Genomic DNA, 18750 nt, shown 5'->3' with positions numbered 1-18750 from the left:
TGTAGTAAAAATAATATTTCACACGCTTCCTTTATATAACGAACAGCTTGATGGCAGAACGCGTTGTATTAATGTATTAAATATAGCAAAATTGAAGAAATATTCTTCTTGCTTGGTATTAAATTGCAAACTGTATGCCCCTGCTGCGATCTGATCATAGATATACCTCGCATAATCGCAAAACAAATGGCGATATGCCCACATTGCCACCATAAACTTTGCGAAGCCGATGTTAATCACGATAGTCGTATAGTTGCACTAAGCTTTAGCGCACTATTAATGCTGCTGAGCAGTATGTTTTACCCTTTTATTTCTTTTAGCAGTAGTGGTATTACTCAAACTATTACTCTGCCCGACGCGGCTCGAATTTTATTTAATTATGATAGTGAACTGCTTGGCTTATTTATTGATTTGAGCATTATTGCTCTGCCTATGGGTTTGCTTCTTATTTTAATTCCTTTGCATCTTGGGCTTTTAAAAACATTACCAGAGGGCATAGCAAGGCGACTACTAAAGTTCACCCTTGCGTTAGAACCGTGGATTATGTCGGAAATATTTTTAATTGGCGTACTTGTTAGTATGGTTAAAATCATGTCGCTGGCTGATATTAGCTTTGGCACGAGTTTTTGGGCTTATGTGGGGTTTGTTATTTTATACATAGCTGCGCTTGTTCACTTAAATCGCCCACGCTTATGGGCTCAAATAAAGCCTGTAAAAGTACTCGAAGGCGCAGAGCATGCTAAACGTGCAATAGATGAAAATATTAAAGCCTGCCATGTGTGCCATCAACTATGTACCGGTAATATTTGTCAGCGTTGCCATACAAAAACGCACGTTAGAAATCCTTACAGCGTACAAAAAGCAGCAGCTTGGCTAATTACCTCTGTTGTTTGTTATATTCCAGCTAATGTTTTGCCTATTATGCATACCACTAGTCTTGGGGATGAATCCCCTTCAACTTTAATTGGTGGTGTTATTACTCTTTGGAAAAGTGGCTCCTACCCTATTGCCGCTATTATATTTTTAGCCAGCGTTGTGGTGCCACTTGCTAAAGCTTTTGTATTGAGCTTTTTATGCTTTATGGTAACGAGACCTGCCAATAGACATACAAAAAGTTACACCCGAATTTATCAACTTACTGAATTTATTGGAAAATGGTCGATGATAGATGTATTCGTGGTTGCTATTTTAGTTGCCTTAGTTCAACTGGGTAATTTAATGTCAGTAACACCAGGATTAGGCATTGTATTTTTTACAGTTATGGTAATATGCCAAATGATGGCTGCCCATGCCTTTGACCCACGCTTGTTGTGGGATTCCCCTAAAAACAAAAAATCAGAGAACAAAGCATGACCGAAACTGCCGAAATAACAAAAGAACCGAAAATTTCCGCTATCTGGATCATTCCGGCAATTGCGCTGTTAGTGGGCATGTGGATGTTATACCAATACCAAGCAAATAAAGGCCCTACAATTTTTATCGAAATGCCACAAGCTGAGGGCATTATTGCAGGTAAAACTGAAATAAAAGTGCGCAGTGTAAAAATAGGTCAAATTGATCATGTTCGACTATCAGACACCCAAGACAGCGTTATTGCCCGTGCGCAAATAGACAAAAACTACAATAACTTATTAACCGATGATGCCAAAATTTGGGTCGTAAAACCACGCATTGATGAAACGGGTATTAGCGGAATGAGCACGCTATTGTCTGGTGTATATTTAGAGTTTTCACCCGGTGAAAGTAAAGAGCTAAAAGAGCGTTTTAAATTACAAGACGAACCCGCCCTCATTGGTAAAGATGTGAAAGGTGGCCGTTTCAAATTAATGAGTTACAACGCTGAAGTGCTTGATGTGAGTACCGGTATATTTTTCAAAAATTACAAAATAGGGCAAATAGAAACCGCCACTTTTGATTGGGAAAACCAAGCAATGAAGTACGGCGTATTTATTAAAGAACCTTATCAAAATCTCATCACCATGAACTCTATTTTTTGGGTGAACGCAGGGATTGAAATTGACCTATCTGCCGATGGCATCAATATTAATACGGGCTCTTTAAGTAAACTTTTAAAAGGCGGTATTTCGGTTGGCTTACCTGAGCAACAGGCCCCGGGTGAAATAGCACAAGATGGGCATAGCTTTTCATTAAGCCAAAGCTATAAAGAAGCGCTAGAAGAGCGCTTTTACGATTTTGATTACTACCTCATTGAATTTGAACAATCAGTTCGAGGACTACGCACAGGTGCTCCTGTCGAATATAGAGGTATGCGTGTAGGTACTGTTGTTGAAACCCCTGCCAATGTAATTATTGACGGTAAACCTGCCCACTTTAGAAACCATAATACGGCGGTTCCAGTACTTATAAAAGTAGAATACGGACGCTTGTATCACGACAGTGCCTCAGCTAAAGAGTATTGGCAAGGTAGTTTAAAAGGCTGGATTGAAAGTGGTATGCGCGCCTCGTTAAAGCCTGGTAATTTATTAACGGGTGCAGTATACGTTGATTTTGATATATACCCAGATGCACCGCAAGCACACCTAGGTAAACTTGTGCAGTATGATGTTTTTCCGAGTATTTCTAGCGGCATAACCGTATTAGCAGACCAAGTCTCTGACGTACTTAATAAAGTAAATAACTTAAAAGTTGAAGATAGCTTAGAACAAATGCAAGCCACATTTACCGATTACCGAGCGCTTGCTAATGAAATGCGAGAGTTACTAAGCCAAAAAGATACACAAAACTTACCAGGCGACTTTAATCGTAATTTCGAAAAGATGACAAAAAGTATGGAGCAGTTTGAAGTAACTATGCGCCAATTTGATAAAACCATGGCCAGTTACCAAGCAGGCTCTGAACTTCATCATCAAATACAGCAAACATTAAAAGAGTTTAAACGTTTAAGCGAGGGCCTACAGCCTCTAACTCGCGGATTAAACGAGCAACCTAATATGCTAATTTTTGATAAATCATTACCAGCAGATCCAAAACCAAGGAAGCAATAATGAAATCGTTATTTTTAACTGCAAGTTTATTATTACTATTGGCAGGTTGTAGTTCATCAATACAAACTGCGACACAGTATTACCAGTTTGAGCAGCCTATTGGTGCCTCGTCTCGAAATGTGACAGACACAGACGCACAATTAAGAATACAAACAGTTGTACTTAGAGGTGCTTTAAATAATTTAGGTATTGCTATGAAAATAGATAGCAACCAAATTCATGCCGCAAATTACAACCTGTGGGGCGAATCGCCGGATGTAATGCTCACTGCAACAGCCCAGCAAACTCTTTTTAATGCTATGCCAAATTGGATGGTAATAAAGGGCTTGCCGGTCATTACTGAACTCGATCAGCAAACGTTTTATGAGCTTGAATACGAAATTCACCACTTTAATGGCGACATGGAAGGTAACGCTGATATTTCAGGGCTTTGGCGTTTATATTACACACACCCTGAAACAGGCCGACGTCTTATAAGTATTCATAATTTTTCAAACCTAGTGCCTATAGATGATGATGGATACGACGGTTTAGTTTCAACGCTTGAAGCAACATGGCTAAATATAAACCTAAATGTTGCAAAACAAATAGAACAAGCAAGACTTTAATCATTAAGCGAAAATATAATTACGGCGGTTTGATCATTATTGATAACCGCCTTGCCCTCTATTTTAAAGCCCAATTTTAACAACACATTCTGCGATGCCCTATTATCTGGTGATGTTATTGCACACAATTTTGTAATTCCAAATTCATGCTTATGGCGCAAAAGTGCGCTGGCCGCTTCAAAAACATAGCCCTTTTTTTCAAAACCGCTTACAAGTGCAAAACCTAAATCAGGTTGTTGTAACGCTGCTCGTTTATAAAACCCAACAACGCCAACCACTACAGCATTATGCAAAGTAATAACATAAGGCCCAAAGCCTTGGTATTTATGAGAAGCAACAAATGACTGATTGATGTATGACTTGGCATCATCAAGGGTATAAATTGCTTTATCACCAATGTGCTCTATAAAACTAGCCTGATTAACTAGCTTAAGTAAAATAGCTGCATCAAGCTCATTTGCATGGCGTAACAACAGACGATTTGTTTTAAGTACGGCGTTCAATGTAAGTTCCTCTAAAAAACTTTGTTTAGCATGTAAATTTTTGTTGACTGAAATTAAAAAGCGGATTATTTTTGCGCCGATGTTTTTACAGGCACAACAATAGCGGTTTGCACTCCTTGCACCGTCTGGCGCCAAAGCCAACGCGTTTCATTTAAACAGCTATTTAACATAACTGTTTATGTGTCCCTCCCACGCGTACAAAAGCAGTGACTTGGAAAATGATTTAACAACAAACTTATCATCTTCTTTGTTTTTGTATAAGCAGCTTGAAAATTAATTTAATTTTGATGCATGCTTTTAATTTTGTGAATACTTAAATGCTTGAACCTTCTGCGTTGAGTTTACTACCACCGTTAGTGGTGGTTGTATTGGCTGTTGTATTACGCCGCCCTATTTTATCTTTACTTATTGGTGCTTTAGTTGGTTTAGTTATAGCCGATCCTGCACAGGTACTTACTAACTTTGCGAGTACATCGCTAAAAGTGATGACAGACGAAACCATCGGCTGGCTAATACTTGTATGTGGTGGTTTTGGCGCTTTAATCGCACTGTTAGTGCGCACAGGGGGCGCATCAGCTTTTGGCAAGCTAGCTCTTAAGTACACCAAAGGTAAGCGTTCATCGTTGTTTATGACCTTTTGTTTAGGTGTGGTTATTTTTATTGATGACTACTTAAATGCGCTTACTGTGGGTGAGACCATGAAACGCATTACCGATAAATTTAAAGTTAGCCGTGAGATGCTTGCCTATGTTGTAGACTCTACTGCTGCACCAATTTGTGTGCTTGTCCCTTTATCTACCTGGGCGGTATTTTTTAGTGGCTTATTGGTAGATAACGGTATTGCTGAAGAAGGCAAAGGTATTGCTGTTTATATTCAAGCTATTCCGTACATGTTTTACGCGTGGTTTGCAGTGCTTGTTGTTTTACTTGTTGTGTTGGGTGTTATTCCTGCGATTGGTCCAATGAAAAAAGCAGAACAAATGGCGCAAATTGAGCAAGCTCAAGTCGATCCAGCTCAATACAATAACGTTCAAACAGCAGATGAATACGCAGTAAAAGCAGCTGAAGAAAACTTTGAAGACGCTGATCCTAAAGGTAAATTACGTAACTTTTTAGTACCGATTATTTTACTGGTTGCGTTTACGGTTTACTTTGAAATAGACGTATACAAAGGCTTACTAGCAACAATGGCGGTCACTCTCCCGTTTTATGCGCTACAAAAATTAATGAGCGTAAGTGAAATGATTGAGCGCATGCTTGATGGCTTTAAAAGTATGATCCCCGCGATTGGTACTGTTATAGCGGCGTTTATATTCAAAGACGTATGCGACTTAATTGGTTTGCCTCAGTTTGTTATTGGTAGCTTAAGCCCTTATATGACCGCAGCATATTTACCAGCCGTGGTATTTATTTCAATGGCTATTTTAGCGTTTGCAACAGGGTCTAGCTGGGGTATTTTTGCTGTATCAATTCCGATTGTTATGCCACTGGCAAATGCGGTTGATGCAAACATACCACTGGTCATTGGTGCGCTATTATCGGCTTCTTCTTTTGGTAGCCAAGCGTGTTTTTACTCAGATTCAACCGTACTCGCAGCGCAAGGCTCTGGTTGTAATTTAATGAGCCATGCCGTTACACAATTGCCTTACACGCTAATTGCTGCGGCATTAGCTGTTATAGGCTTTTTAATAATGGCTTAAATATTATACCAATCCGCAATAATACTTAATCATTTTGCGGGGCTAAACGTGTCGCTACCTGCGTTAAAAAATTTTCATTTAGAACAACTAAATAGCGAATTTTTTGCCTAGCTATCAACACGTTCTTCCATCCTCAAAATAGATCACTTAATTAAGCGAATTGGTATTATTAGTAAATATAGTGAGATAAATAATAAACCCCAATGTATTACTACATTGGGGTTTATTTTTAGCTGCGTAAATAAAGCTTATTTTTGTAGTTTAATACCATTGTAATAGGCATCAAGCGTTGTGATTTTAGTTTGATTTGGTAAATCGGCAAAGTCACTTTCTATAAACTTAGTACCACGTAATTGCACATTTAAACGTGCCGCATTAGGATTAAGCATTGTTTGCTTGTAGTAGTCTTTTATATCTGCGAGCGTTACTTTTTCAACTTCATCAATCAGCTTTTGCTTAGAATCAAAGGTAAAGTTTTCACGGTACCAATCGTTTATAAGTGGGCTCATTTCGTCACTTAAATTTTTAGGCTGCTCTTTAAGCGATACTAGGGTTGAATTTTTAAGCTGCTCAAAAGTCTCTTCGCTCATGTTATCAAGTTCAACTGCGTATTCTTTTTTAAACTTATCAAAACGAGCTTGTATTTCTTTAGGACCTTTAACCGGTGTTTGAATATACAAACCAATTGCAGAGTAATCCTCGATTGGGCGAGCTAATGCACCTACTGCGTATGCAAGTTGCTCCTCAGTACGCATTTTATCAAACGCAACTGTTCTAAAGTGGCTTTGTAATACAGCCGCTTCTGCTTTTTGTTTGTAACCCGCAACAGGGTGAACGGTCATATCAACCACCGCTACATCGGCTACATCAATATCTTTTTGCAGTACCAGCGTTTCGCCCGGTTGTGGCAACCATGCTTTGCTTCGCGCAAATTCACTGCGTTTATGGTTGCTTGGTAGCGTTGCACTTAATTCGTCTGCAATCGCGTCTATATCTTGCTGATTGTAGTTACCGTAACTAAATACGCGTAAATCGTTTTGTGCAAACGTAGCTGTTTTTAATTGTGCTAAGTCGGCAACACTCACTGAGTCAGCGGCTTTAATAAGCGCGTCTGTATCAAAACCACCTGTACGCGTTAGTTTTGAATACTCGCCAAATGCTTGTGCATACGGAAACTGTTTTTGTTGGTTTAGTAAATTACGTTTAAAGCGATCAACTGCTTGGCTAAATGCTTGTGCTGTTTCATCGGCTTTTAATCCGGTTAAAGCCTGTTTAAGCAATACATCTTGTTTATCTGTAAAACCACTCATAGATAAAACGAGACCATTACTCGGCGCAAGGCTTACACTCATACCAGCGATTGCTGCTTCGGTACTTAACTGACTTTGTTGAATATTGTATAAATCAGCCCAAACAGAATAAAGTACTTCTGCTTTAATATCGTTCAAACCTGGTTGAGTATTTATATAAACTTCGACAAGCCCTTTTGGCTGTTCTGCAAATTTTTGACTTGCTTGGCGCCATACTTTTACACCATTTTTATCGTAAGCAAGTTCTGGGTGTTTTTGCTCTTTAAATGCTTGAGTTTTTATTGCAAAATTTTCAGGCAATAAATTGTTTACAGTTGGTAGTGCTAACTTAAATTCGCTTGGTTTTTTCCAGCTGGCAATTTCATCATCGCCAATATCACTAATGCGGTATTTGCCGTCGTAAAAGTGTAGTTGCGAGTCAGTCTCTTCTTGCTGCGATACATACCAAATACGAAGAGTATCGGCATTTAACTGCTCAAGTACTTTATTTACCGCATTAGCATCAAATTTTGCATAATAGTAAGGTGCATTAATAGCGTGATTTAACGGATAGTCTTGCATGCTTTGTGTAAGTGAGCTTACATAATTAAACTCATCACCTTTTTCTAAAAACTTAAACTGGTTATTTAGTGATGTACGAATTTCGTTGAAGTACTTGCTATCAACGCCCTCTTTTTTAATTAAATCGATGTACTGCATAATAGTCGCAACTATTTCGTCACGATTTTTCATGCCTTCATCTGTAAGCTCTGCGTTTACGTTTAATGACCCGTAATTACCATATTGATTTGGTGCAGCTGAAGCTGAAAGCTGAGATACCCACCCTTTGTCACGAAGCAGTTGCGCTGGGCTGCCCGGCATTTCATTACTTAGTAAATACGCTACAAATCGGTTTGGTTTAAGCGCGAATTCGCTATTATTATTAGCAATGGTGAAATCAAGTTGTAGCTGTTTTACATCTTCATTTGGTGCATAAAACACGCGTTTACCGCCAGCGTTATCAAAATCAAGCTTTGCAGTTACTGTTGGTTTTTCTATGTTTTTATTTTTTATATCAGCAAAGTATTTTTGTGCTTTTTGCTCCATTTCAGCAATAGGTAAATTAGAAATAAGCGCTACTTTCATGACATTTGAAGAATAATATTTATTATAAAAATCAACCGTTTCTTTGTGAAGAGAACTATTTTCTTTGTCACCAAGTGTTTCTAGGTTACCAATTAAAAAGCGATTAGCGGGGTGATCGCCCATCATTTTACGCGCTAGTTTAAATTGACCAAAAAAGTCCATTTCGCGACGCATTGACCACTCTGCGTTTACTGCATTTTTTTCTTTGTCTGTGTATTCAGGGTATAACTTAGGTGCCTTAAAAAAGTCGGCAAAACGGTCTAGCCCTTCATCAAACGCGTCGTTATTAATTTTAAACATGTAATTAGTAATATCGAGCCAAGTATACGCATTGTGCGCGCCACCATTTTTGGTCATAAAATCAGAATACCCTTTTGTATCTGGGTAACGATCAGTGCCTAAAAACAGCATGTGTTCTAAATAATGCGCCATACCCTGTTGCGACATCGGGTCGTGTAGTAAACCTACACCTACACTTAGTGCCGCTGCTGACTTTTCAGCACCCGGATCAGACACTAAAATAACTTCAATGTCGTTTGCTAATTTAAGTGTTTTATATTCGCGGTTATCGTTAGGACTTACAACTAACGTGTCTGATAATAAAGAGGCCGGAGGCGCCACAGAAACCGAAGCTGTATTTGAACAACCACTTAAAACTGCAAGTGCGATAGCACTAAAACCAATAATCTTTTTCATTTTTGTTTTCCATTAAAAAGTATTGCGCAAAATAGCGTGCGCCAATTCAAAGCAATATAGTTAAGCTAAACTAACATTTTCAATTAATAACTTTCTACAAAATAACGCTATTTTGTGTAACACATTGTGAAAAATGTCTTCATAATCGGATATTAGTTGGGAGTCTGCCAACCTTGCGAGATTAAAAATCATTCAATATCAAAAGATACGCAAATTCTAAATAATAATAAGGAAAAACAATGGAAAAAATCATCATACTTGCCATGTTTGCACAAGTTACGCTTTCACTGGTTGTCATGCTCATTATGGGTAAAAGGCGCTTTGCAGCAGCTAAAAACAAACAATTAGATTTAAGCGATTTTAAAACAATGCAATTAGATAAGGCTGGCGACACTATTAGGGTTGCAGATAGAAACTTTTCAAATCAGTTTGAAATACCTGTGCTTTTTTACGCGGGGTGTTTACTTGCACTACAGCTAAATAGCGCCAGTACACTTGTGGCTATACTGGCCTGTTTATTTGTAGCAACACGTATTGTGCATAGTGTTATTCATTTAGGTGAAAATAACGTACGCGCACGTTTTAAAGTGTTTTTACTAGGTTGTGCTTGTGTGTTTTCAATTTGGCTTGCGATGGTTTGGCGAGTATTACTTTAAACAGCAAAGTTTAATAATAATGTGGGCGGCTGGTTTACGCCATCCACATTACCGTTAATTTTAATTATTTAGCACGTTTTAAACGAGGAACCACAAGTAAAAAAGCACCTAAAAGCCAAATTAATCCGCCGCCAGAACTGCTACCTGAATCTGTTGATGTGTCAGAATCAATTAGCGTATTTTCAGTAACAGTAAGACCTGCGGCTGAATTAGGATCATCATCCATTACCGCCACGTTTTGAATAGTCACTAAATTAGCATTGCTAATTGTTACATCAGTGCTTGCACATTGTTCAGAAGTAATACCAACAACGGGTGTTTCACCACAGTGTACTAATGCTGCAATTTTATCTAACGTTGATTGGCTTGCTGCAGTAATTTGTCCAAACACAGTAAAGCCACCGTTTTGCGTATCAAGTGCTGCACTATTGTCTGTAATATTAAAAAACCACTGGCTTGTTGCGCTATTAGCATCACCCGATAGTTTAGCCATCGCAATGGTGCCCTTAACATTAGAAAAAACAGGCTCATTTTCTACAGCAGGCTTTGTGGTAATCGCATCTAGCGAGTCAGAAAATGTAAATCCTCCCCCTTGAATAACAAAGTTACTAACAGAGCGGTGAATTACTGTTTCGTTATATGAATCGTCTTGAACGTAACTTAAAAAATTTGCAACTGTTTTAGGTGTTTGTTGATCAAACAAGTTAATTTCTATGACACCTTGGCTCGTGTTCATTTCGACAATAGTGGCAGCACTTGTAAAGCTTGCTGCGGCGAGTACTGAGCCAAGTAAAAGTTTTTTCATGTTGTATTCCTGTTGTTATATTTTTAGATAATTGTTAATGCGTTAACACATTAATGCCATAGGCGATCAAAATCGATTCTAAAGTGCGAGTTGATACAAATTAGACCGTGTTGATAACAAATTAATCACATATACCATTACTTATATTCTTTTTAGCTATATAAATCTAATTATTTAAAATTAAATCATCTTAAGAGTATGGCTACTTTTTGTTACCTTTAAAAAACACAAAACAACAGGATCTTATAATGCCACACACTAAACATGCAATTTGCGACTTTGGTTTACACAAAGGCGAACCCTATACAAAACTGCCTGCAAGCTTTTTAACCTGGATGATAGGTACTAATCACCACAAGCGAGAGTATGCGAATACGGAGTTGAAGCGTCGTGAACGTGCTGCCACAAACCAATTAACAGCCCCTTCCAAATAAAATGTAAATAAGTACGTTTTTTTAGCATAGAACTAGTTTAAACTAGCTGCCTGATAAATTAAGTAGACCTTAATCCATAGGTATTTTATGCGTATAATTATTTTATTTTCGGTTATTTTTAGTGTACTCGGATGCACATCTCCTGCTCCTGAATCCGTGTTTAGCGCTACCCCGACTAAATATTTAACTGTTCTTCATACTAATGATAACCACGGGCGTTTTTGGCAAAACGAAAAAGGCGAATACGGTATGGCCGCTCGCAAAACGTTAATTGACTCTTTACGCAATAAAGCTCAAAAGCAAGGTCATGCAGTATTACTACTCTCTGGTGGTGATATAAATACAGGTATTCCTGAGTCAGACTTACAAAAAGCAGAGCCTGACTTTAAAGGAATGTCGCTGATTGGTTACGATGCAATGGCATTGGGTAATCACGAATTCGACAACCCTATTGATGTATTGAAGCAACAGCAAAAATGGGTGAACTTTCCTTTTCTATCAGCCAATATATTTGAAAAGGAATCAGGCGAACACGCGTTTGATAGCTATAAAATATTCAAAAAGAATGGATTAACTATTGCTGTTATTGGTTTAACAACAACCGACACAGCTAAAATTGGTAATCCTCAGTATATTGGGCACTTAGAGTTTAAAGACCCTGTTGACGTTACAGCAAAACTAGCTAAAGAAATAAAAGCTAAGTATAACCCTGACATTACAATCGCCCTGACTCATATGGGTCATTATGTTGATGCTAGCTTTGGTATTAACGCACCCGGTGATGTAACACTCGCTCGCTCACTTCCTGCAAACACCCTTGATATGATCATTGGTGGCCACTCTCAAGAACCTGTATGTATGAGCGATACAAATGTAAATGACGATAGCTTTAAACCAGGTCTTGCCTGTAAACCAGACCAACAAAACGGTACTTACATTATGCAAGCCCATGAATGGGGTAAGTATGTTGGTAAAGCTGAGTTTAAGCTTGAAAACGGAAAATTAACGTTACTAGACTACAAACTGATGCCAGTTAATTTGTATGTAGATAAAGTACAAGCTGATGGCTCAACTAAAGAAGTATTAGCAAACGAGTACATTAAACCAGACTCAAAACTTGAATCTTATTTAGCGGTATACCAAGCTAAAGGCGCTAAACAAATTGAAGGTACCATTGGTGAAGTAGATGCTCGCTTAGAAGGTGACAGAAACAAAGTTCGCTACCAACAAACAAATCTTGCACGCGTAATTATTCAAGCTCAAATGGATGTAGTAAATGCAGACTTTGGACTAATAAGTGGTGGTGGTATTCGCAGCTCAATAGAGGCTGGTGAAGTGAGCTATAAAGATATTTTAAAAGTACATCCTTTTAAAAATCGTATTACTTACATGGATTGGCAAGGCAGTGATTTATGGGACTATTTAAATACAGTAACCAGCTTCCCACCGGATGCTGGCGCTTATTTGCAATACCATAAACTATCGTTTGAGCGTAAAAATAATCAGTTAGTTAATGTTGTTATTAACGGCCAACCTTTGAACAAAAATAAAACTTACCGTATGAGCTTAAATAGCTATAACGCATCAGGCGGTGATGGCTATCCTGCGCTTACAAATAAAAAAGGCTTTGTTAGTACAGACGAAACAGATGCCCAAGCACTTCAAGATTTTATATCAAAAAACAGCCCTCTTAAAACGGCTGAATTTACTCCTAAATAGCCTCTAATAATAGGAAAGTAACCTTGTTACTTTCCTATTATTTCAATACTGCCCTTTTTAATATTTGCCAGCCCATAACTATGCAGACGAGAGCGAGAACCCTCCCCGTATGCTTTAGGTGGATAATATAACTCTTTTTCTTCGGGATACTCGCTGAGTACTTCATCTAATGCAGCACGTACTTCGCTCAGGGTTTTTTCTAGGCTATTATTAAAGTTAGGCCTTTTTCTAACTGTATGGCCGAGTTCGACCAACCTATAAAAATACTTGTTAGCAAGCTCTAGCAGCTCCTCTGGCACATCTTTATTATGACTAAGCGCTACATCATCGTTATTTGTACAATACTCTACAAGTGCTAAATAAAAGCACAATGGCTTATTGGCTAAACACATTTTTTGTTCTGTATTACAACTACTTGATAATGTTTTATCATTAAGGTCAACAATAAGTATCAGCGGCGTAGGCTCTGCAATTGATTGATGCTGTGCATTATTAAACTGCTTATTGCTCTGTTTAATAAACGCAAATTTCACCCAAAAACTAATCAACACACTTAATACTAAAAATATAAAATAGTAAATAAAATGACTCAATGCAAAGTGGGTTTGTTGGACGTTAAATACAACTAATACGAACCCATTACTAGTGCTCAAACTACGTATTATTTGGTGTGAGTTTACAGGTGTTACCATCTCGTTTTTTGGTGCAATAGCAACAACTTTGAGCTCGTTCGAATTAATGTAGCTGTTTAAAGTTTTAATGTAGCTGTTAACTGCATCTTTATTACCTGAATGCTTTAGCAGCTCATTCGATAAATCGAGTAATGGTAAGTCGAGTGCTATTTGCCTCTCTATCTGCGTAATTTTTTGTTTAGCTACTTGCTGGCTTTTTTGAGTTACAGAAATATAAAAGACAGACGACAAAATAAAAAACAAACTTATAATAACAAGTAATTGCTTATACTTACTCATCACCAGCCTCCTCTTTTAAGCCTACTAAGCTGGCGCCACAGCGCCAAAATGGCTGGACGTTTTGATAGTAATGCAAACTTTGATCTTTAGACATATCAAGCAAATTTTCCTGCACTGCGCATAATAAATCAGTGTTGTTTTGCTGCATTTTTAAATACCATCTTGTTCCAGAAATATTATTACTCAATGGCGTAATATAGTTTTTTGAAAAACGTTTTTCGTCGCTCTCTTTCCAAAACGAAGCAATAATATCTACTTTTCCATTAGCGAGTAAATCACGTAATTCGTTATGAGAGCTAGCATAAGTGATTTTCAAATTGGCTAAATTAATATCCAACTCTTTAAACGTTTGTTTTGGTAAAATATGCCCTGATCGGCTGGTCGGATAATCAAGTAAACCTATGCGCTTATCTAAAAAGTATTGTTTAGTGACTCGAGGTTTTTCTTTAGAAGATATAAAAAAAGCCGTGTAGTCAGAAAAACCAACAACGGGCTGGTAGTTATATGTCGACTCTGCTTTAAAGGCTGCCATAATATTGTTTTTAGCCAAAATTAAGTCAGCAATTCCTTTACCCACAAACTCAAAGCTGTCTGCCGTTCTATACCCCCAATACCCTTTTACAGAGCCATATTGCTTAGCCACCACGTTATCAGAGCATAACTTTTGTGTTAATAACTTAGCTATTTTTTTTGATTGCGTAAAAACAATTAATTGGCCTTTGTTACTTGTTGCAGTTGTTTGACACTCTGTTGAGGTTTCGATCATAACTGGAAAGTGTAATTCATCATTGTATACACTAACTTGACCGCAAACCCACGTAACGACCAACAATAGAAACAAAAATGTAACAATTAACATTTTGTGTAACACGATATTTTTAAAATTCAAAGCAATGCCACTCAAAAATAGACGATATAGTGCATTTGAACAATTTCGCTTACCTATTACAACAAGTAATTTTACCTGTTAAACATAACCTATTGATTTAAAAGTAATGTGAATAAGAAACTATGAATTTTAATGAGTCCTTCCTATCAACACCAAAAGTAAGGACAATTGACCGCATTAGCCTATAGCAACGCCATGAAATATTCATTAAGGAAGTTCTAATGCATAGCAATATAAAGTACTCGATATCTTCTGCGCTTTTGATTAGTGCAATATTTACAAGCACTGACTCACATGCTTGGGGTCAAAATGGCCACCGCATTGTAGGTAAGATTGCAGAATCTCATATAAGCGAAACAACTAAAGCGGCAATACAACCCTACCTTGATGGTGAATCACTTGCACAAATATCAACGTGGCCTGATGAAATGCGCTCTGCCCCTGGCGAGTTTTGGCAAAAGCAATCATCTCGTTGGCATTATATTAATGCAGCACCAGGAAAATCTTTCAGCTTCAATCACGATCACACTAAAAACAAAGAATCTGTAAGTAATATCCTAGAAGGCATTCACTATTCAATGCAAACGCTCACTGATAAAAATAGCACCTTAGATGCTAAACAGTTCAGTTTACGTTTTTTAGTACATTTGGTGGGCGACAGTCACCAACCATTTCATGCTGGTCGAAGTGAAGATAGAGGTGGTAACCGTATTAAGGTTTCATTTTTTAACGAAGAAACAAATCTTCACAGCCTTTGGGATACAAAGTTAGTTGAGAACGAGAATTTATCGTTTACTGAGTACGCACAATTTATTGATACAAATAACAGCGAGTTAATTGCTGAATATTTACAAAGCTCACCTATGACATGGGTTGAAGAATCTCACAATTTAGCCACAAAAATTTATAAATATACCAACAACGAAATTGGTTATAGCTACATATATAACAATACTCCAATAATAAAGACGCGCTTACAACAAGCGGGTATTCGATTAGCTGGATTACTAAATGCCTTATTTGACCCTTCTGCAAAAGAGTTAGAAACGGCGCTGAAAATGACGACTGACAAATAAACTGTATTAAATTTATATAACCTACACACGGGAAATCAACATTATGACTAAGCTTCGCCTTTCGAAATTAACTGGAGCGGTAATTTTAGCTCTAGGTGTTTCTACAAGCGCAATGGCTGCTGATACTTCATCTGCAATGCGTGGTAAAATTACAACGCCTTCAGGTGGCAGTGCTGCAAACGTTAAAATCAAAGTAATTCACCAACCAACGGGAACTATTAGCGAACTAACTACAAACGAAAGTGGTACGTTTATCGCTAATGGTTTACGTGTAGGTGGTCCTTACATGGTTATCATTGATTCTGATACGTTTAACGACACCACTGTTGAAAATATATACTTGAACCTTGGTGAAACTTACCGTTTAAGCTCGCAGCTTGCTCCGCTAAACATCGAAAAGATTGAAGTGTCTGGTTATAAGATTGTTCAACAATCAGGTGGCTCTAGCAGTACATTTGGCTCTGACACTATTGAAAATATGCCAAGCTTTAATCGCGACATTAAAGATATTGCGCGCTTAAACCCACTTGCCAGTATTAATGGCAATGGCGAGCTAACGTTTGCAGGTAGTAACCCTCGTACCAACGGTTTAACAGTTGACGGTATTGGTCAAAATGATGACTTTGGCTTGAACTTTGGTGGCTACCCTACTTCTCAGCCTCCTGTAGCACTTGATGCTATTGAACAAGTTTCTGTTGATGTATCTCCTTTCTCAGCTTCTAAAGGTAACTTTGGTGGCGGTACTATTAACGCAGTAACAAAGTCTGGTACGAATGAGTTTAAATTCTCTGGCTTTTATGAAATATCTACTCCTGAGATAGCTGGCGATGTTGATAATATTGTACAAGAAGACGATCTTGATGAGCTAGGTCATAAAACTTACTCTACAAATAAAGTAGAGCCGATTAAAACTGAAGAAAGATTTGGTTTTAATGTCGGTGGAGCGATTATTGAAGATGAACTGTTTTACTTTGTTAACTATGCAGAATGGTCAAGTGAATTAGATCTAGATTACGGCTTTGACGGTTCTGGTGCTTCAAATGAATTTAATACTTCTGAAGCTAACTATAATCGTTTCATTTCTATCTTAAATAATGAATACGGCTTAACTGATTCATTAGCCGGTGCGCCAGAAGATACAAACAAAAACTTGCTTGTTAAATTAAGCTGGAACGCAAGTGATGACCATCGTTTAGATTTCACTTATCAATGGCAAGACGACCAAGATGAGCGTAACTCTAGCACTGGCGGTGATAATATAGCCTTAGTTTCAAGCACTTATGCATACGTAACTAAGTTTAATAACTTTTCATCTAAACTTTACTCTGATTGGACTGAAAACTTTTCAACAGAAATTGGTGTGTCGTATAAAGATGTTACCTCTGATAGCGCAACTCGCTCTAACTTAGGAAGCATTACTGTTGAGGAAGACGGTCGAAATGGTCCTTCTTACAACTTTGGTACAGATCAATACCGCCATGCAAACCGTTCAGAAACACAAAATCTAACTTTTACGTTAGACGCTACGTATTTAATGGATGAGCATGAAATAAACTTTGGAGCTCAGTACGAGTCACTTCGTTTATATAACTTGTTTGCTCAAAACTCTCTTGGAACGTGGAAATTTGATAGCTTAGAAAATTTTGAAAGCCGTGAAATTGGTTCTTATGATTTCTCTTATCAAAATGCTTACACTAATGATTCAGCTGATACAGCATATGATGTAAGGCGTAACCAGCTAGCGCTTTACATAGAAGATACTTTTTATGTAGGTGATGATTTAGAAGTTACAGCAGGTGTTCGTTATGAGCGCTTATCATCTGATGATAAACCAACTCTAAATGAAAATTTTGCTAATACGTATGGCTTTACTAACCAAGAAAATCTTGATGGCCTAGACATTATACTTCCTCGTGTTGGCTTTAAGTACTACGTAACAGAAGCGCTTACTATTAATGGTGGTATTGGTCGTTTCCAAGGCGGCATTCCAAATGTTTGGTATAACAATTCATTCCAAAGTGATGGCATTACTTTAGTATCAGCACAAAACGATGTAATTAATGATTACTATGCAAATAACACAGCTGATATTACTCAGGTTCCTGATGAAATAAAAAATACATTAGAGCAAGGTGCTGGTAGCGTTGCGTATATCGACCCTGACTTTAAATTGCCTTCAAGCATTCGCACCCAAATAGGTTTTGAATATGAGTTTGATTCTGAACTATTAGGTGATGGCTTTAAATGGCAAGCAGAAATTGCTTACCATAAAAAAGAGAATGAAGCGGTATGGCATAATTCGTCTATTAACCCAGTAGGCTTAGCTGCGGACGGCGAACGTGTTATCAATCAAAGTATTTACAGTGGCGATAATGTTGACATAGAAATGACTAATTCATCGGATGATGGTCGTTCAATTATTATTTCAACGGGTATTGCTAAACAATGGGACAATGGCCTGTTTGTATCGGCAAGCTATGCTCACCAAGATGTTACAGAATCATCAGCAGGTTCAGCTTCTCAGGCAGAAGGTAACTATAAGCACAATATTACAGTAAATCGTAATGAAGATATTGCAGCACGTGGCTTTTACGAAGTAGAGCACAGCTTTAAAATTAACTTAGCGTATAACACTGAATTTTTTGAAGGATATGCAACCAAGTTCAATGTTTATTTTGAACGTCGTTCAGGTCGCCCATTTAGTTACACAATGAATATGTATAAAGATGAAGACTTAGGTGATACTAGCTCTTTATTCACTAATGGTGCTTACTTACCTTATATCCCTACAGGTGCTGATGATCCGAATGTAAATTGGGCTGATTCTAAAATGACTTGGGCTGAGTTAGAACCGTTATTAGAGCGTGCTGGTATATCTCAACGTGGTGGAATTTTAGGTAAAAATACAGCAACTCAACCTTGGGTTACTACGATGGATGTTAGCATTAAGCAAGAAATACCTGGCTTTGCTGAAGGTCACACTGGTGAGGTTTATCTAATGATTGATAATTTCGCAAACCTTCTAAACAGCGATTGGGGTGTAGAAAAACGCTTAGGTTACTCTAACCAAACTATTTATGACTTTGGTGGTCTTGATGATCAAGGCAGATATAAAATAGACAACAGTTTTGGTGGTGCGGATGTGCGTAATTACTCACAAATCAGTTCATCGTCATCAGCTTGGCAGGCTAAAGTTGGTATTAGCTACAAGTTTTAAGTCTTAATAGGTAAGTAATAACACATTAAGTTATTT

The 18750-nt window shown here is 37.8% G+C and carries 14 protein-coding genes; 9 read left to right on the top strand and 5 right to left on the bottom strand.

Annotated features, from left to right (window positions below):
• The first annotated feature begins 186 nt into the window (after window positions 1-186).
• From GQR38_RS15990 to GQR38_RS15980, 3 genes are read left to right on the top strand one after another with little or no spacing between them, the layout of a single operon-like run.
• A complete protein-coding gene (locus GQR38_RS15990) occupies window positions 187-1353 on the top strand; it encodes a paraquat-inducible protein A (RefSeq protein WP_010553945.1) in 1167 nt (388 codons plus the stop codon).
• Window positions 1350-3005, top strand: a complete 1656-nt coding sequence (gene pqiB, locus GQR38_RS15985) for an intermembrane transport protein PqiB (RefSeq protein ID WP_007582433.1) — start codon at window positions 1350-1352, stop codon at window positions 3003-3005. Before GQR38_RS15990 ends, pqiB begins: the two co-directional genes overlap by 4 nt.
• A complete protein-coding gene (locus GQR38_RS15980) occupies window positions 3005-3613 on the top strand; it encodes a PqiC family protein (RefSeq protein ID WP_007582431.1) in 609 nt (202 codons plus the stop codon). Before pqiB ends, GQR38_RS15980 begins: the two co-directional genes overlap by 1 nt.
• Here GQR38_RS15980 and GQR38_RS15975 read toward each other — a convergent pair.
• Entirely contained in the window at window positions 3610-4116 is a 507-nt protein-coding gene (locus GQR38_RS15975; protein WP_101217035.1) for a GNAT family N-acetyltransferase, read from the bottom strand. The genes GQR38_RS15980 and GQR38_RS15975 overlap by 4 nt on opposite strands.
• Window positions 4117-4433: 317 nt before the next feature.
• Between GQR38_RS15975 and GQR38_RS15970 the strand changes: the two genes are divergently transcribed.
• Window positions 4434-5816 carry a Na+/H+ antiporter NhaC family protein gene (locus tag GQR38_RS15970; RefSeq protein ID WP_007582429.1) on the top strand — a complete coding sequence of 461 codons (1383 nt, stop codon included), beginning with the start codon at window positions 4434-4436 and terminating at the stop codon, window positions 5814-5816.
• A 248-nt stretch (window positions 5817-6064) separates the two neighbouring features.
• Here the strand turns inward: GQR38_RS15970 and GQR38_RS15965 are convergent, their stop codons facing one another.
• The gene (locus GQR38_RS15965; protein WP_165722582.1) at window positions 6065-8947 is read right to left on the bottom strand and encodes an insulinase family protein; all 2883 of its coding nucleotides are present in this window, start codon (window positions 8945-8947) and stop codon (window positions 6065-6067) included.
• A gap of 239 nt (window positions 8948-9186) precedes the next feature.
• Between GQR38_RS15965 and GQR38_RS15960 the strand changes: the two genes are divergently transcribed.
• The gene (locus GQR38_RS15960) at window positions 9187-9603 is read left to right on the top strand and encodes an MAPEG family protein (RefSeq protein WP_024593147.1); all 417 of its coding nucleotides are present in this window, start codon (window positions 9187-9189) and stop codon (window positions 9601-9603) included.
• A 64-nt stretch (window positions 9604-9667) separates the two neighbouring features.
• Here the strand turns inward: GQR38_RS15960 and GQR38_RS15955 are convergent, their stop codons facing one another.
• The gene (locus GQR38_RS15955) at window positions 9668-10408 is read right to left on the bottom strand and encodes a peptidylprolyl isomerase (protein ID WP_165722584.1); all 741 of its coding nucleotides are present in this window, start codon (window positions 10406-10408) and stop codon (window positions 9668-9670) included.
• A 248-nt stretch (window positions 10409-10656) separates the two neighbouring features.
• Between GQR38_RS15955 and GQR38_RS15950 the strand changes: the two genes are divergently transcribed.
• Both GQR38_RS15950 and ushA read left to right on the top strand, forming a co-directional pair.
• A complete protein-coding gene (locus tag GQR38_RS15950) occupies window positions 10657-10842 on the top strand; it encodes a hypothetical protein (protein WP_024591811.1) in 186 nt (61 codons plus the stop codon).
• An 87-nt stretch (window positions 10843-10929) separates the two neighbouring features.
• On the top strand, window positions 10930-12561 hold the full coding sequence (gene ushA / locus GQR38_RS15945; RefSeq protein WP_007582424.1) for a bifunctional UDP-sugar hydrolase/5'-nucleotidase UshA: 1632 nt from the start codon (window positions 10930-10932) through the stop codon (window positions 12559-12561).
• A 26-nt stretch (window positions 12562-12587) separates the two neighbouring features.
• Here the strand turns inward: ushA and GQR38_RS15940 are convergent, their stop codons facing one another.
• Together GQR38_RS15940 and GQR38_RS15935 are read right to left on the bottom strand one after the other, a co-directional pair.
• Window positions 12588-13532 carry a hypothetical protein gene (locus tag GQR38_RS15940; RefSeq protein ID WP_165722586.1) on the bottom strand — a complete coding sequence of 315 codons (945 nt, stop codon included), beginning with the start codon at window positions 13530-13532 and terminating at the stop codon, window positions 12588-12590.
• Window positions 13525-14391, bottom strand: a complete 867-nt coding sequence (locus tag GQR38_RS15935) for a hypothetical protein (RefSeq protein WP_029751213.1) — start codon at window positions 14389-14391, stop codon at window positions 13525-13527. The genes GQR38_RS15940 and GQR38_RS15935 overlap by 8 nt, the downstream gene beginning before the upstream one ends.
• A 251-nt stretch (window positions 14392-14642) precedes the next feature.
• Here GQR38_RS15935 and GQR38_RS15930 point away from each other — a divergent pair, with 251 nt between their 5' ends.
• Window positions 14643-15497 (top strand): S1/P1 nuclease, encoded by an 855-nt coding sequence (locus GQR38_RS15930; protein ID WP_007582418.1) that lies wholly within the window; start codon window positions 14643-14645, stop codon window positions 15495-15497.
• 43 nt (window positions 15498-15540) lie between these two features.
• On the top strand, window positions 15541-18714 hold the full coding sequence (locus tag GQR38_RS15925; RefSeq protein WP_165722588.1) for a TonB-dependent receptor: 3174 nt from the start codon (window positions 15541-15543) through the stop codon (window positions 18712-18714).
• Window positions 18715-18750 lie beyond the last annotated feature (36 nt).

This window comes from Pseudoalteromonas sp. c7(2019), assembly GCF_011378625.1.
GTDB classification, from domain to species: domain Bacteria; phylum Pseudomonadota; class Gammaproteobacteria; order Enterobacterales; family Alteromonadaceae; genus Pseudoalteromonas; species Pseudoalteromonas arctica.
The sequence above is the reverse complement of the archived record's forward strand: the minus strand, read 5'-3'. Positions and strand labels throughout refer to the sequence as shown.

Bases quoted from the DNA above. Each gene is read 5' to 3' on its own strand.
- GQR38_RS15970 (WP_007582429.1), top strand. From the start codon at position 4,434: ATGCTTGAACCTTCTGCGTTGAGTTTACTACCACCGTTAGTGGTGGTT.
- GQR38_RS15950 (WP_024591811.1), top strand. From the start codon at position 10,657: ATGCCACACACTAAACATGCAATTTGCGACTTTGGTTTACACAAAGGC.
- GQR38_RS15980 (WP_007582431.1), top strand. From the start codon at position 3,005: ATGAAATCGTTATTTTTAACTGCAAGTTTATTATTACTATTGGCAGGT.
- GQR38_RS15940 (WP_165722586.1), bottom strand. From the start codon at position 13,532: ATGAGTAAGTATAAGCAATTACTTGTTATTATAAGTTTGTTTTTTATT.
- GQR38_RS15925 (WP_165722588.1), top strand. From the start codon at position 15,541: ATGACTAAGCTTCGCCTTTCGAAATTAACTGGAGCGGTAATTTTAGCT.
- GQR38_RS15990 (WP_010553945.1), top strand. From the start codon at position 187: ATGGCGATATGCCCACATTGCCACCATAAACTTTGCGAAGCCGATGTT.
- GQR38_RS15935 (WP_029751213.1), bottom strand. From the start codon at position 14,391: ATGTTAATTGTTACATTTTTGTTTCTATTGTTGGTCGTTACGTGGGTT.
- ushA (WP_007582424.1), top strand. From the start codon at position 10,930: ATGCGTATAATTATTTTATTTTCGGTTATTTTTAGTGTACTCGGATGC.
- GQR38_RS15965 (WP_165722582.1), bottom strand. From the start codon at position 8,947: ATGAAAAAGATTATTGGTTTTAGTGCTATCGCACTTGCAGTTTTAAGT.
- pqiB (WP_007582433.1), top strand. From the start codon at position 1,350: ATGACCGAAACTGCCGAAATAACAAAAGAACCGAAAATTTCCGCTATC.
- GQR38_RS15955 (WP_165722584.1), bottom strand. From the start codon at position 10,408: ATGAAAAAACTTTTACTTGGCTCAGTACTCGCCGCAGCAAGCTTTACA.
- GQR38_RS15930 (WP_007582418.1), top strand. From the start codon at position 14,643: ATGCATAGCAATATAAAGTACTCGATATCTTCTGCGCTTTTGATTAGT.
- GQR38_RS15960 (WP_024593147.1), top strand. From the start codon at position 9,187: ATGGAAAAAATCATCATACTTGCCATGTTTGCACAAGTTACGCTTTCA.